The organism is Pseudomonas sp. B707, from assembly GCF_022496685.1.
In the GTDB taxonomy this organism is placed as follows: domain Bacteria; phylum Pseudomonadota; class Gammaproteobacteria; order Pseudomonadales; family Pseudomonadaceae; genus Aquipseudomonas; species Aquipseudomonas paraglycinae.
Window position 1 is genome coordinate 38,304 of record NZ_WTVE01000011.1, and the last position, 12,561, is coordinate 50,864.

The 12,561-nt window shown below is 61.5% G+C and carries 12 protein-coding genes; 5 read left to right on the top strand and 7 right to left on the bottom strand.

Going from position 1 to position 12,561, the window contains the following annotated elements:
* Positions 1-75: 75 nt before the first annotated feature.
* The 5 genes from GQX66_RS04080 to GQX66_RS04100 all read right to left on the bottom strand — a co-directional run bounded on the left by GQX66_RS04080 (position 76) and on the right by GQX66_RS04100 (position 5,788).
* A complete protein-coding gene (locus GQX66_RS04080) occupies positions 76-579 on the bottom strand; it encodes an RES family NAD+ phosphorylase (protein ID WP_102687613.1) in 504 nt (167 codons plus the stop codon).
* A complete protein-coding gene (locus GQX66_RS04085) occupies positions 576-1,067 on the bottom strand; it encodes an antitoxin Xre/MbcA/ParS toxin-binding domain-containing protein (RefSeq protein WP_085745851.1) in 492 nt (163 codons plus the stop codon). The genes GQX66_RS04080 and GQX66_RS04085 overlap by 4 nt, the downstream gene beginning before the upstream one ends.
* 254 nt (positions 1,068-1,321) lie before the next feature.
* Positions 1,322-4,246 carry a TonB-dependent receptor gene (locus GQX66_RS04090; protein WP_240866735.1) on the bottom strand — a complete coding sequence of 975 codons (2,925 nt, stop codon included), beginning with the start codon at positions 4,244-4,246 and terminating at the stop codon, positions 1,322-1,324.
* Positions 4,247-4,337: 91 nt separating this feature from the next.
* Positions 4,338-5,285, bottom strand: a complete 948-nt coding sequence (locus GQX66_RS04095) for a FecR family protein (RefSeq protein WP_240866738.1) — start codon at positions 5,283-5,285, stop codon at positions 4,338-4,340.
* Positions 5,282-5,788: a sigma-70 family RNA polymerase sigma factor gene (locus GQX66_RS04100; protein ID WP_011334510.1), complete on the bottom strand. Its 507-nt coding sequence runs from the start codon at positions 5,786-5,788 to the stop codon at positions 5,282-5,284. The genes GQX66_RS04095 and GQX66_RS04100 overlap by 4 nt, the downstream gene beginning before the upstream one ends.
* A 298-nt stretch (positions 5,789-6,086) precedes the next feature.
* Between GQX66_RS04100 and GQX66_RS04105 the strand changes: the two genes are divergently transcribed.
* From GQX66_RS04105 to GQX66_RS04120, 4 genes are all read left to right on the top strand, one after another.
* Entirely contained in the window at positions 6,087-7,805 is a 1,719-nt protein-coding gene (locus GQX66_RS04105; protein ID WP_240866741.1) for a hydrogenase maturation protein, read from the top strand.
* 238 nt (positions 7,806-8,043) lie between these two features.
* Positions 8,044-8,907: a LysR family transcriptional regulator gene (locus GQX66_RS04110; protein ID WP_085610473.1), complete on the top strand. Its 864-nt coding sequence runs from the start codon at positions 8,044-8,046 to the stop codon at positions 8,905-8,907.
* A 109-nt stretch (positions 8,908-9,016) separates the two neighbouring features.
* Positions 9,017-10,162, top strand: a complete 1,146-nt coding sequence (locus GQX66_RS04115; protein WP_240866757.1) for a sterol desaturase family protein — start codon at positions 9,017-9,019, stop codon at positions 10,160-10,162.
* On the top strand, positions 10,159-11,235 hold the full coding sequence (locus GQX66_RS04120; protein WP_240866761.1) for an SMP-30/gluconolactonase/LRE family protein: 1,077 nt from the start codon (positions 10,159-10,161) through the stop codon (positions 11,233-11,235). Before GQX66_RS04115 ends, GQX66_RS04120 begins: the two co-directional genes overlap by 4 nt.
* Positions 11,236-11,250: 15 nt before the next feature.
* On the opposite strand, the gene GQX66_RS04125 is transcribed toward GQX66_RS04120, so the two are convergent.
* Positions 11,251-11,421, bottom strand: coding sequence for a hypothetical protein (locus tag GQX66_RS04125; protein ID WP_007959467.1), 171 nt, complete (start codon positions 11,419-11,421; stop codon positions 11,251-11,253).
* Between the two features lie 109 nt (positions 11,422-11,530).
* Positions 11,531-11,773 (bottom strand): DUF465 domain-containing protein, encoded by a 243-nt coding sequence (locus GQX66_RS04130; protein ID WP_007959466.1) that lies wholly within the window; start codon positions 11,771-11,773, stop codon positions 11,531-11,533.
* Between the two features lie 205 nt (positions 11,774-11,978).
* Between GQX66_RS04130 and GQX66_RS04135 the strand changes: the two genes are divergently transcribed.
* Positions 11,979-12,500 carry a DUF4142 domain-containing protein gene (locus GQX66_RS04135; protein ID WP_085695913.1) on the top strand — a complete coding sequence of 174 codons (522 nt, stop codon included), beginning with the start codon at positions 11,979-11,981 and terminating at the stop codon, positions 12,498-12,500.
* Positions 12,501-12,561 lie beyond the last annotated feature (61 nt).

A 12,561-nucleotide genomic window follows, 5' to 3' on the forward strand; every position in this document is an offset into this window, starting at 1 on the left:
GGCGGATGTTGATTTATAGAGCGCGATTTAGACCGTTGGGTGCTGAGGTTATGCAAAATGCAGCATGACGCTGCATCAGACCAACGCCATTTCCCTGACCAGTCGGGTATCAAGGCTGAACCGCTCCTGCGAGACCATCTTGAACTGCCCCTCTGCCAGGTCACAACTCACCAGCAAGTTCCACGAATGCCGGGTTGCCGCCGACGGAATCAGCACAAACGGATGTTCAGCCAGTAAAGCGTCGGCAAACAATCGCTGATTGGGTGACGGCCGTGCAGGGCTCAGCCAGTAAGGGTTCGGCACTTCTTCGGGCTGCACGATTTTCACCTTTGCGTCGCTGATGACCTCAAAGCACGTCAATACATAAGGTTCGCTGTCCAGGGCATCAAAACTGCGGTTGGCTGCCACCTCAAGAATGGCCGAGGAAGGATCGACGGATGCGTAGACGACGCGTCGTCCTGGTATGTTCCATCGACCGCCTCTGAGCTTTGACCCCATCCCGCTGTCCCACGTCCCTCCATAAACCTCGCGATCCAGCCGCCACGCATACCAATGCTCGTCCCACGGCAATGGGTTCATGGGTAAACCCCGTAGATAAGCTGACTCAGATACTGCTCCACCATCTGAAAACCCAATGGATGCAGGGTCAATCCCAGCGGCACATGACCGTAAAAATAGGTAGAGGGTTTCTGCAGCCAGTCCTCCGCCCGTGGTTGCCCCCCGAAGGCCCGAATGGCTAACTCCAGCACCAATGCATATTGGTAGGCGATGACACTCTGCTGCGGGTCAAGCCGTACCGGTTTGCCTTCCTTCAGCAGCCGCCTTACCGTTCTGACCGACTTGCCAGTGATGAGTTTGACCATGTCGCCTTGCTGATAAAGCTCGGAGGTTGAAAGCATGTCGACGACGTCGTTCAGCTCGAAACCCTCATCGGTAAGCTGAATAATCAGCAGGGCGTCATCACCGATGTTCCGGCCATGCACGAGCAATTCGACAGGCTTGCCCTCGACTTTCTTCAAACCCGCCAACCGGGGCATTTTTGCGCTGGGCAAGGCGACATCCTCCATGGGGCACCTGGCACGATCATCGCGCCACTGATGGCGAGCGGAATAAGCAGGCGTTTCGTATTCGAGGTGTGCAGTTCGCATGATCAATCCATTATCAGAGGCCTGAGTGATAAGGCCGTTAACGACTTCAATGTCATCGCCGATGCTATAGATCACGCTTCCGACGGCCAACCTTAAAAAGTCGTCGGAAATATCCCCGTTTTCGCCCAAAGTCCGGCAACTTCCGTAGGACGCTGCCTGACGCCATTCCGTCCTCAACTGCCGAAGTGATAACTCACATCCAGCCACCACTGGCGCCCGTACGGGTCGTAGTTGCCGGTCGGGTAATACGGCCAGCCCGCCGAGTCGTCATGCTTGACCTGATTGAGCACGTTGTTCACGGTCAGCCCGACACTCGCCCGGTCGTTGAGTTTGTACCGTGCACTGGCGTTGAACACCGTCCACGGCGACAGGCGCCCGTCGCCCGCGCCGTTGGTGACCGAGCCGTAACGAATCCCCATCAGCGTTGCCGTGGCCTTCTGGTAATCCCAGGTCAGGCTGGCGTTGACCTTGCTGCGCCAGTCGTAGTTGGTGCGCGAGGTGCGCCAGTCCTGGGTCGGTGCTTCGTCCGATTCCTTGTAGTAATGCGAGAGCACCAGGGTGTAGCCCAGCGCCGAACTGAACGCGCCGTACTGCCCGGCGCCCCAGCGGATGTTGCTCTTGAAGTCCAGACCGCTGACCCGTTCGCTGGCTGCGTTGATCGCGTTTACCCGCACCCGCTGCAACTGATTGGGATCGACAGCGGCATTGCCGGGATTGCGATCGACGCGTGCCAGGGTCGACTGGCAATTGGCTGAATTGATGTCCTGGGTGCCATTGCGGCATTCGTTCTCTTGCTGCAGCAGACGGTTTTCGTCGACGGTGGTCAGCAGGTCATCGATTTCCGCCCGCCAGAAATCGGTGGAAAAATCGAAATTGCGCGACGGCGACCAGACGAAACCGTAGGTCCAGGATTTGCCGCGTTCGGATTCCAGATCCGCCGTGCCGCTCTGGGTGTAATCGACGCGCCCACGGTCACAGGCGCCCTCCACGCCCTGGCTGCAACCGTAATAGTCGATCTGCGCCGGGTAGTAGCCGTTGCTGTCGGACTGATAGATGTAGTTCAGGTCCGGGGCGCGGAAACTGGTGCCGTAGCTGCCGCGCACCAAAAGGCTGTTCACCGGCCGCCATTCCAGGCCGAGGTTGTAGGTTTTCTGTTGTTCGGTGCGGCCGCTGAATTTGTATTGGTCCCAGCGCCCCGCCGCTGTCGCCAGCACCGTGTCGGTGACCGGAATGCTGAACTCGCCACCGGCCGCATAACGCTTGCGCGAACCACCGGAGCTTTGCGCCGGGGTCACGCCGTAGAAACTGCCCTCGTTGAGGCTGTCATCCGGGTCGATGCGATATTCCTGTTTGCCCGCCTCCAGCACGCCGGCGAATCCCACCGGGCCAGCCGGCAGATCAAACAACTCGCCGTTGACCGACGCGTTGTAACTGGTGGAAACCGACTTGCTGCTCTGCGTCAGATTGCCGCGAAACTGCTCCCACTCCTGGGCTGTCAGTGGCCGGTCGAGGCGCGAGGCATCCGGCGCGAACACCGGATAACCGTCGCGGGTGCCCAGCTGCGGGCCGAGGTAGAAATCCTGGATCGACGACAGCGGCGTGTATCGCGTGGTGCGCACGCTCTTGTATTCGGACCGGTTGGCCGCCAGTTCATAGTTCCACCCGGTGTCGGCGATCTTGTCGGAGAGGCCGAGGGTGCCGGTCCATGAAGTATCGCGCCATTTACTGTTGTTGCTCGTGCGCCCGCCGATTTCCTCTTCACCGAAGCGCCGGTACCAGCGCTCCAGATTGCCGCTGTTCTGGTTGATGAAATCCGGCGAAGTGAAGGTCGGGCCACGGGTGTTGTTCTGGATGTGATCGAGGCCGTACATCAGGTCGGCGAAGACCTGGCCGCTGTCGCTGAAATGCCAGGTGCCACGAGTGTAGCCGTCGTAGTTTTCCTTTTGCGTCTGCACCGTCCAGTAATCGTTGTACATCTGGTCGGTGCGGCAACGTCCACCGCTGTTGAACAGCTTGTTGTCGAACGTGCCCTGATAGGCGCCGCAACCTGGCCCCAGATAGCGATTGTTGGTCAGGTCGCGACGGTAGCCGACATCCGCCAGCGGCCCGCTCTGCATGAAGCCGCGATCATCGGCCCAGATCGGATCGCGGTTGGTCAGTTCAAGTCCGAACAAACCGTCGAAGTCGCCCCAACTGCCGCCGCCGCTGATCTGCAAACGCTGGTTGTCGCCGCCGCCGCGCTCGCTGGTGCCGCCTTTGAGGTTGACGTCGACGCCATTCATTTTGTCCTTGAGGATGATGTTCACCACCCCGGCAATCGCATCCGAACCGTAGATTGCCGAAGCGCCGCTGCTGAGCACTTCGATACGCTCGATGATCGCCGACGGAATGTTCGCCAGGTTGGTGAAGTTGACCTTGCCGTCGTACGGCGTCGGGTAATCGGCGACCCGTCGGCCATTGATCAGCACCAGCGTGTGGTTGGGGCCGAGGCCGCGCAGGTTGAGGGCGCTGGCCGCCGGTTGCCAGGTGTTGCCGTAGTCTTCGCCCTGGGTCATGCCGGTGTTCTGGGTTTGCGTGGCGAGGGCGTCGTAGACGTTCTTGTAGCCGCGCGCTTCCATTTCTTCGTGGGTGATGACGTTGACCGGCGTCGCACCATCGCTCTGCGCCCGGGCGATCCGCGAGCCGGTGACGGTGACTTTTTCCATTCGGTAATCGGCGCTGCTGGCGGGCGCCACGGCAGCCGCCTTGACCGGCGCGACGCCCGGCGCATCGGCCGGGCGAATGCTCAGGCCCTGGCTGCCCTGCTCGACTTGCAGACCGCTGCCGATCAGCGCTTTCTCTACCGCCTGACGGCCACCCAATGCGCCGCGCACCGCACTGCTGCGCTTGCCCTGCACCAGATTCTGACTGAAGGAAATCGGCACGCCGGTCTGCCGCGAGATGTCCAGCAGCACCTCGTCGAGGGCCCCGGCGGCAATGTCGAAGGTAAAGACCTGAGCGGCGACGTCCTGTGCCTGAACGGCGGCCGGGGCAATCCCCGTCGCCAGCACGATGGCCAGCGTCAGGCGGGACAATTGTTGTTGTTTGAATGAGAACATCGAGGGGCTTCCCTGTTGAAGGCGTCTGCAGGGAATGAGCAGCGGGCCGGCGCTTTTTATAGGGGGACGGATAGACCGGGAAGTTATGGATTTATAACCGTGCTTCGATGCTGACCCAGTACGGGTTGTGCCAGGTGACGCGGATCGGCAGCGAACGCTCCAGCAGTTGCAGCGTGCGGTCGCTGTCGTCCAGCGGATAGAGACCGCTGAGGCGCAAACCGGCGACCTCGGGGCTCAGGTGCAGGATGCCGCGACGGTAGCTGCGCAGGCTGTCGATGACTTCGCTCAAAGGGCGATCACGCACTTCAAGCCGCCCTTGCACCCAGGCACTTTCCTGTCCTTTGCTGCGTTCCAGCGCGAGGATTTCCTGTCTGTTGAACAGCAGACTTTCGCCGGCCTCCACCACTTGCCGCGCGCCGCTGGCGGTGACCACTTCGACCTGTGAATGCAGCATCACCAGCCGCGTTGAATCGTCACCGCGCTGCACCAGGAACTTGGTCCCGAGCGCACGCATCCGCCCGTGCTCGGTTTCGACCACAAACGGTCGGGCCAGATTTTTCGCCACATCGATCAGCAGCTCACCGCTGCGCAAGTCCAGCAAACGTTCGAGATTGTTGAAGCGCGGCACCACGCGGCTGCGGGCATTGAGGGTCAGAGCGCTGCCATCCTCCAGCGTGAATTCCCGACGCTCGCTGGTACCGGTCGACAACTCGCCAGCCTCGGGCAACCAGCCATAACGTCGACCGAGCAAACCGGCCAGCACCGCGATACCGAGCACACTCAAACTGCCGCTGAGCAATCGACGCCGACTGGATGGTGCATTCAAGCTGTGCAGCACACTCTCACGCGGCAAGCCGCGCAGGTTCGAATGGCGCAGCAGATTCAGCCCGCCACCCATTTGCTCGATGATCTGCTGATGCCGTGGATCCGCCGTGCGCCAGGCGTCGAAGGCCGCACGCTCCTGCAAGCTGACGTGCCCCGATTGCAGCAGTGCCATCCATTGCGCGGCTTCGTCGATCAGCGTTTCGTCCGGCCTCATGCCTGCATCGCCTGATAGCAACGCTTGAACGCTTCGACCATGTATTGCTGCACGCGGCTGGTGGACACGCCGAGGCGTTCGCCGATTTCGCTGTAGGTCAGGCCGTCGAGCTGGTGATAGAGAAACGCAGCCTTGGCCTTGGCCGACAAACCATTGAGCAAGCGATCCACCGCCAGCAGCGTTTCGATCACCAACTCCCGTTCCTCGGGCGACGGATGCACCGGTTCCGGCGCCAGTGCCAGGCTTTGCAGGTAAGCGCGCTCCAGATCCTGCCGGCGCCAGCCTTCATAGACCAGCCGCCGGGCAATCGTGGTCAGCAGCGCGCGGGGTTCGCGAATCGCCAGCGGATCGGGCAGCGCCAGGACCCGAAGAAAAGTTTCCGAAGCAATGTCCTGTGCGCTGTGCGGGCAGCCGAGGGTACGGCTGACCGCTGCGCACAACCATCGGTAGTCCTTTTGGAACATTTGCCCGATGACCTGGTAATGCGGGTTGTGACTCCCCATGCCTTACTCCCTGAAAACGGGCTCCACCCGCTGCGAAAATCCATGGATACGCCGGGATCTTCCGGCGGTGATCAGGGGTGCGACTGTGCTATAGCGCCTGAGACATTTGAAGTAATAAAAAATCAGGATCAGCAAACCTTTGAGAATAAGGCACGTCGTCGCCACGGCAACATTGGCTGACACAACGTTGATCTCGATCAGTGGCGCCAGCCACGCCAGTCTCTAACCTTGCGCCTCCATCGATAGCCACGGACGGCTCACCGGGAGCCTGCGGCTGACCTTTCAAGGAAGAGCAATCATGCGATCACTCAACATCATTCTTCTGTCGTCGGCCTTCAACGGCCTGACCCAGCGTGCCTGGCTGGAACTGCGTCAGGCCGGGCATTCACCCAGCGTGGTGCTGTTCACCGATGAAGCCGCCGTGTGCGAGCAGATCCAAAACAGCGGCGCTGACCTGGTGATCTGCCCGTTCCTCAAGGATCGCGTTCCCCACGCGCTGTGGAGCAATCCGCAGCGTCCGGTGGTGATCATTCACCCCGGCATCGTCGGCGATCGCGGCGCCAGCGCACTGGACTGGGCGATCATGCGCGAGCTGCCGTCCTGGGGCGTGACCGCCCTGCAAGCGGTAGAGGAAATGGACGCCGGCCCGGTCTGGGCCACCTGTGAATTCAACTTGCCAACGGGCCTTCGTAAATCCGAGCTGTACAACGGTCGGGTCAGCGACGCGGCGATCCGTTGCATCCGTGAAGTGGTGGAGAAATTCATCGACGGCTTCGAGCCGGTGGCGCTGGATTACAACGATCCGACAGTGCGCGGGCGCTTGCAGCCGAACATGAAACAGGACGACCGCACCTTCAGCTGGCACGACTGTTCGCGCTTCATCAAGCGCTGCATCGATGCGGCGGACGGTCAGCCCGGCGTACTCGCCAGCCTCGCCGGCGGGCAGTATTACGTGTACGACGCGCACCTCGATCAGCGCACCGGCATGCCCGGCGAGATTCTCGCGGTACACGACGACGCGGTCTTGGTGGCGACCGGTGATCACAGCCTGTGGATCGGCTCGCTGCGACGCAAACCGCAACCGGGCGAAGAAACCTTCAAGCGTCCGGCGCGGCATGTGCTGGCCGGAAAACTGGCGCACGTGCCGGTGCTGGACTGGTCGATTGCCAACGCGCCATTCGGCGACGAGGCGTATCAGCCGATCCGTTATCGCGAGTCAGGCCGGGTCGGCGAGTTGACGCTGGAGTTCTACAACGGCGCGATGAGCACCGAGCAATGCCGGCGTATGGTCGAGGCGCTGCGTTGGGCCAAATCACGCGACACTCAGGTGCTGTTGATCAAGGGTGGACGCGGCAGTTTTTCCAATGGCGTGCATCTGAACGTGATCCAGGCCGCCGAAGATCCGGGTGCCGAAGCCTGGGCCAATATCCAGGCCATCGATGATGTGTGCGAAGAATTGCTCAGCGCGCGGCAACTGGTGGTCAGCGGGGTCACCGGCAATGCTGGCGCCGGCGGTGTGATGCTCGCCCTGGCGGCTGACATCGTGTTCGCCCGTGCTGACATCGTGCTCAACCCGCATTACAAGAGCATGGGCCTGTACGGCTCGGAATACTGGACTTACAGCCTGCCCCGCGCCGTCGGCCCGGCCATGGCGGAACAATTGACCCAGGCCTGCCTGCCGGTCAGCGCTGCGCAGGCGCTGCAACTGGGCATGGTTCAGGAAATCGGCCCGCGCTGCCCGGACGAGTTCTCGCTGTGGCTGCTGCAACGGGCCAACAGTGTGCTGAGCGATCCGACCTATGCAGCGGTGCGGGAGCGTAAGTTGCGGGTCGATCAGGAGTTGATTCGTCAGTGCCGCGAAGCCGAGTTGCAGGAGATGCAGGAAGACATGCTGTACAACCGCAATCAGTTTGCCGAGAAGTGCCGCAACTTTGTGTACAAGCGAAAGACTTGCTGTACGCCGGCGCGGTTGGTGGAGGAATGGGCGCGGGTGGTTGAGACCGATCTGGTCAGTTGATCGGCGGTGCCTGTTTTTCCCCTCACCCTAGCCCTCTCCCCCAGGAGAGGGAACTGATCCGGGGATATTGACGAGATACATCGACTTGGAATATCTGCTTTGAATCCATAATCGACTCGGTCTTTCAGGTCGATGTATGGCGCAAGACAACTCGGTCGATCCCCTCTCCCTCGGGGAGAGGGCTAGGGTGAGGGCGCTTTTGCCTTACAATGCGCGCACCTCAACCACCGGCCCGCCCATGGACATCGATCTCGCCCGCACCTTTCTGGAAATCGTCCGCCACGGCAGCCTCGCCGCGGCGGCGGAAAAGCTGTTCGTCACGCAAACGGCAATCACCGCCCGCGTCCAGAAACTCGAAAGCCAGCTGGGCAGCACGCTGTTCGTGCGCAACCGCGCCGGTGCGCGGCTGACCGCCAACGGCGAGGCCTTTGTGGTCTACGCCAATCAGCTGGTGCAGACCTGGGAAGCCGCGCGCCGCGACCTGCCCTTGCCCGAGGGCTATCACAACGTGCTGCACATCGGCGGCGAAGTCAGCCTGTGCAACCCATTGATGCTCAGTTGGGCTGCCGAGCTGCGAGAGAAAATCCCCGGCCACGCCTTGCGCATGGACATCCGCGACGGCGAAAACCTGCTGCGCCAGCTCGAACTGGGCGTACTCGATGCCGCGCTGGTCTATCAACCGGAATACTGGCCAGGACTGCAGGTCGAGCAGGTGCTGGAAGAGAAACTGATTCTGGTGACCACGCCGGGCCGCCCTGCCCCTTACGTGTACATCGACTGGGGCCCGGACTTCCGCCGCCAGCACGACGCAGCCCTGCCGGAAAAAGCCAAGGCTGCGCTGAGCTTCAACCTCGGCCCGCTGGCCCTGCAATACATCCTCGAGAACGGCGGCAGCGGCTATTTCCGGACCCGGGTCGTGCGCACCTATCTGGAAAGCGGCGCGCTGGAGCCGGTGACCAAAGCCCCGGAATTCGGCTACCCGACCTACCTCGTCTACTCCCGTGACCGCGACTCGGCGATCCTGCAACAGGCGTTCGACCTGCTGCGTGAGGTGATCAGAGCCGATGACGACTGGTCGCAGCGCTGGAACCCGTTGAGCTGACGGCCGCTATGCACCGGAGCATGGCACTTGTGACCTGAAGGTTGGCCCTGCACAAACGGCGGGATCGGCTACGCTGCCGGGATAACGACAATATCCGCAGGTGACCGCAGTGAGGCAGACCACCGAGGCTTTTCGCAGCCGCTACCGTGCGGCGATCCATCCCCGCTACAACCCGTGGCTGCACGGTGCGTTCGTGCTGCTGTTCGGCGTGCTGGCCATCGGCGCGTTCTGGAGCAGCGTGCACCAGGTGCAACCGCTGGAATGGCTGACCGTGCCGCTGACTCTGCTGTTCTTCAATTTCGGCGTGTACATGGTGCACCGCCACCTCGGCCACCACAAAAAGAGCTTCGCCCGGATGTTCTATGCCCGGCATGCCGGCGATCATCACAGCTTCTTCACCCCCGGCCACATGACCTACGACGGCGCCCGCGACTGGCGGGTGATCCTGTTCCCCGCCTGGCTGATCGTGCTGCACACGCTGGCGATCACCCTGCCTCTGTGGTGGCTGTTCGCGCAGTTCAACGGCAATGTGGCCGGGCTGTTCGGCGGCTGCATGGTGTTCGGTTACCTGACCTATGAAGTGTTTCACGCCTGCGAGCATCTGCCGCCGCAGAACCCGCTGACCCGCCTGCCGTGGATCCGCCAGATGCGCCGTCTGCACGAGCTGCATCACCGTCGCGAGCGCATGCAGGAGCGCAATTTCAATATCGTTTTTCCGCTGATGGACTACCTGTTCGGCACCCTCTACTGGGAGACGGAAACCGCCCCTCTGACCGATTCGAGAACGCCCATGACCCGCATGCAGCACACCGTCGACATTGCCGGCGATCCGATCGCCGTCCTCGCCTACGCCGCCACCGTCAGTCGCTGGCCGGAGTGGCATCCGTCTTCACTGAAGATCGACGGCCCCAGCGGTGCGCTACATGCCGGTGCGCGATTCGACGAGGACATTCACGCTGGCGGGCGTGAGGGGCATTTGCGCTGGGAGGTCACCGAATACCTGCCGGGCCGGCGCTGGTGTGCCCGGGCCCAAAGTGATCAGGGTCTGTCGTTGCGGCTGACCTATGAGTGCTCGGCGCACAACGATGCCACTCGGTTTGTACGAACCCTCGATTATCAGTTCGAGGGCATTGGCCTGCGCATTGCCAACCACTTGCTGCTCAAGCGTCGCATCGAGCGCGAATCGGCGGCTTCGATGCTGGCCCTGCGTGACATGGCGACCCGGCACCTCGCTCTCGCGGGAGCCCACGTGTGAGATGGCGTTATCTGCTGTTGCTGCTGATTGTCGGCGTTCTGGCCTTTTTGTTGTTGATGCCGACCAAGGTCGAGCCCGTGGCCTGGACGCCGCAACCTGCGCCCTCGCTGACCGAAGGCCAATTCGCTGACAACCAGCGACTCAAGGGCGCGGCACAAGTTGGCCCAAGTGACATCGAAGGCCCGGAAGCGCTGCTGCTGGAAAACGACTTTCTGATCACCGGGCTGCACGACGGACGCCTGCTGCGCACCAGCCTCGACGGTCAGCAGCGCAAGGTGCTGGCGGATACCGGCGGCCGGCCGCTGGGGCTGGCGCGGCATCCCAACGGTTTGCTGGTGATCGCCGACGGGGTCAAGGGTTTGCTGTCGCTCGATGCGCAGGGTCAACTGGTGGCGCTGACCACCGAGGCCAATGGCTTGCCGTTCGGTTTCACCGATGACGTGGCCATCGACAAGTCCGGGCATTACGCCTACTTCAGCGATGCCTCGAGTCGCTGGGGCTACGGCCGCGATGGCGAAGCGATCATCGAGCACGGCGGCGACGGACGCCTGCTGCGTTATGACTTCCAGACCGGCAAGACCGTCGTGCTGCTCGACAAACTGGAGTTCGCCAACGGCGTGACCCTCGGCCCGGAAGACGCCTATGTGCTGGTCAACGAAACCGGCGCCTACCGCATCAGCCGCTATTGGCTGACCGGGCCCAAGGCCGGCACCCATGACCTGTTCATCGACAACCTGCCGGGGCTACCGGACAACCTCGCGTTCAACGGCCGGGACCGTTTCTGGGTGGCGCTGTACACACCGCGCAATCCGCTGCTGGATCGCACGGCTGAACACCCGTTCGTACGCAAGATGATCGTGCGGGCCATGACTGTACTGCCCAAACCGGTGGAGAAGCGCGGGTTCGTGCTGGGCCTGGATCTGGACGGCAAAGTGATCGCCAATCTGCAGGATGCCAGCGCCGGCAATTACTCGCCGATCACCACGGTGCGCGAGTATGGCGAGTGGTTGTATTTCGGCTCGCTGAAGGCGACGCACATGGCGCGGATGCCTCTCGAGGCAGCCTTGAAGTGAGGCGATGGCAGCCGGTCAGTTACTGGATCGATCGAACTTGTCCGGATCCTCATCCTCCGGCACTTCCTCGCTCTTGCGTTCCTCTTCAGGATTACGGACGGTGTGCGCCGGACTGTTCGGCTCGGGATGGGTGGGTACCGGGTCGAATGCACCCTGCTCTTCACTGGGGAATTTTGGATCTTTCATAAGGCACCTCGTTGAGAGTCGCAATGTGAAGACTCTGAACATTCGAGGTGCCGGTCGGGGCTGTCGTTCCAGTCGTTTCACCAGCGAGGGCCGGTGGCGCGACTGACGGTCAGGTTCGAGCCTGCAACTGCTCGACGATCTTGTCCTTGACCTGCAGGCGTTTCTCTTTGAGTTTCTTCAGGGTGTCGTCGCTCGGCGCATCCGAGGTCGCCGTCTCGGCCTTGACGACTTCGGCGTCCGCCTGGGAATACTTGTTGATCAGTGCATCCAAATGTGGATCCGCGGTGCGTCGTTGCTGGATCTCTTCCTTTGTCAGTTTCAAGTCCTGTAACAAATCATGGGTCACCGGCATGGAACACCTCCGTCAGTTGATCGGTAGCCAACGCGACCGATTGCGCTGGCCAAGTATCAGAATGGCCTTGGTTGACCGGTTCTGTCGACCACCTGTCAGACCAGCGGTGCCCGTTCGTCGCCCTTTCGCAAATGCGATAAAACCTTTGGTCGACCAATTCCCTCCATTGAATAACGCTCACAAAAACCTGCGTGGAGAAGCACCAATGGACGGATTCAAACTGCGTCATCTTTTTCTGGCCGTTGCGTTGAGCACCGGCATGGGCTCGGCCTTTGCTGCCACCGACAACGACTTCGTCGACAACGCTGCTGCCGGCGGCATCGCCGAGATCGAAACCAGTCGCCTGGCGCTGGAGAAGAGTCAGTCGGCCGACATCAAGGCCTTCGCCAACATGATGATCACCGACCACGGCAAAGCCAACGATGAACTGGCGACGATTGCCAAGGCCAACGACATCGAAGTGCCGGATACCACGACGCTGGTCAAACAGGCCAAGGAAAAAATCCTCGACATGCGCGATGAGTCGTTCGATGCCGCCTATGCCAACAATCAGGTGAAGGCCCACGAAGAAACCATCGAGCTGTTCAAAAAACAAGCCAACACCGTGACCGATGACAAGGTCAAAGGCGCCACCGAACTCAAAGCCTTTGCGCAGAAAATGCTGCCCGGTCTGGAAAAACACCTGGCCGCCGCCAAAGAGCTACAGGCCAAACACCCCAGCAAGTAACCGCCAGGTACTCAAAGAGGCCGCCTCCATTGGACGCGGCCTCTTTGCGTTGGGGCCTTGT

Excerpts from the sequence above, each read along its gene's own strand:
- GQX66_RS04080 (WP_102687613.1), bottom strand. The coding sequence starts at position 579 with ATGAACCCATTGCCGTGGGACGAGCATTGGTATGCGTGGCGGCTGGAT.
- GQX66_RS04085 (WP_085745851.1), bottom strand. The coding sequence starts at position 1,067 with ATGGAGGATGTCGCCTTGCCCAGCGCAAAAATGCCCCGGTTGGCGGGT.
- GQX66_RS04090 (WP_240866735.1), bottom strand. The coding sequence starts at position 4,246 with ATGTTCTCATTCAAACAACAACAATTGTCCCGCCTGACGCTGGCCATC.
- GQX66_RS04095 (WP_240866738.1), bottom strand. The coding sequence starts at position 5,285 with ATGAGGCCGGACGAAACGCTGATCGACGAAGCCGCGCAATGGATGGCA.
- GQX66_RS04100 (WP_011334510.1), bottom strand. The coding sequence starts at position 5,788 with ATGGGGAGTCACAACCCGCATTACCAGGTCATCGGGCAAATGTTCCAA.
- GQX66_RS04105 (WP_240866741.1), top strand. The coding sequence starts at position 6,087 with ATGCGATCACTCAACATCATTCTTCTGTCGTCGGCCTTCAACGGCCTG.
- GQX66_RS04110 (WP_085610473.1), top strand. The coding sequence starts at position 8,044 with ATGGACATCGATCTCGCCCGCACCTTTCTGGAAATCGTCCGCCACGGC.
- GQX66_RS04125 (WP_007959467.1), bottom strand. The coding sequence starts at position 11,421 with ATGAAAGATCCAAAATTCCCCAGTGAAGAGCAGGGTGCATTCGACCCG.
- GQX66_RS04130 (WP_007959466.1), bottom strand. The coding sequence starts at position 11,773 with ATGCCGGTGACCCATGATTTGTTACAGGACTTGAAACTGACAAAGGAA.
- GQX66_RS04135 (WP_085695913.1), top strand. The coding sequence starts at position 11,979 with ATGGACGGATTCAAACTGCGTCATCTTTTTCTGGCCGTTGCGTTGAGC.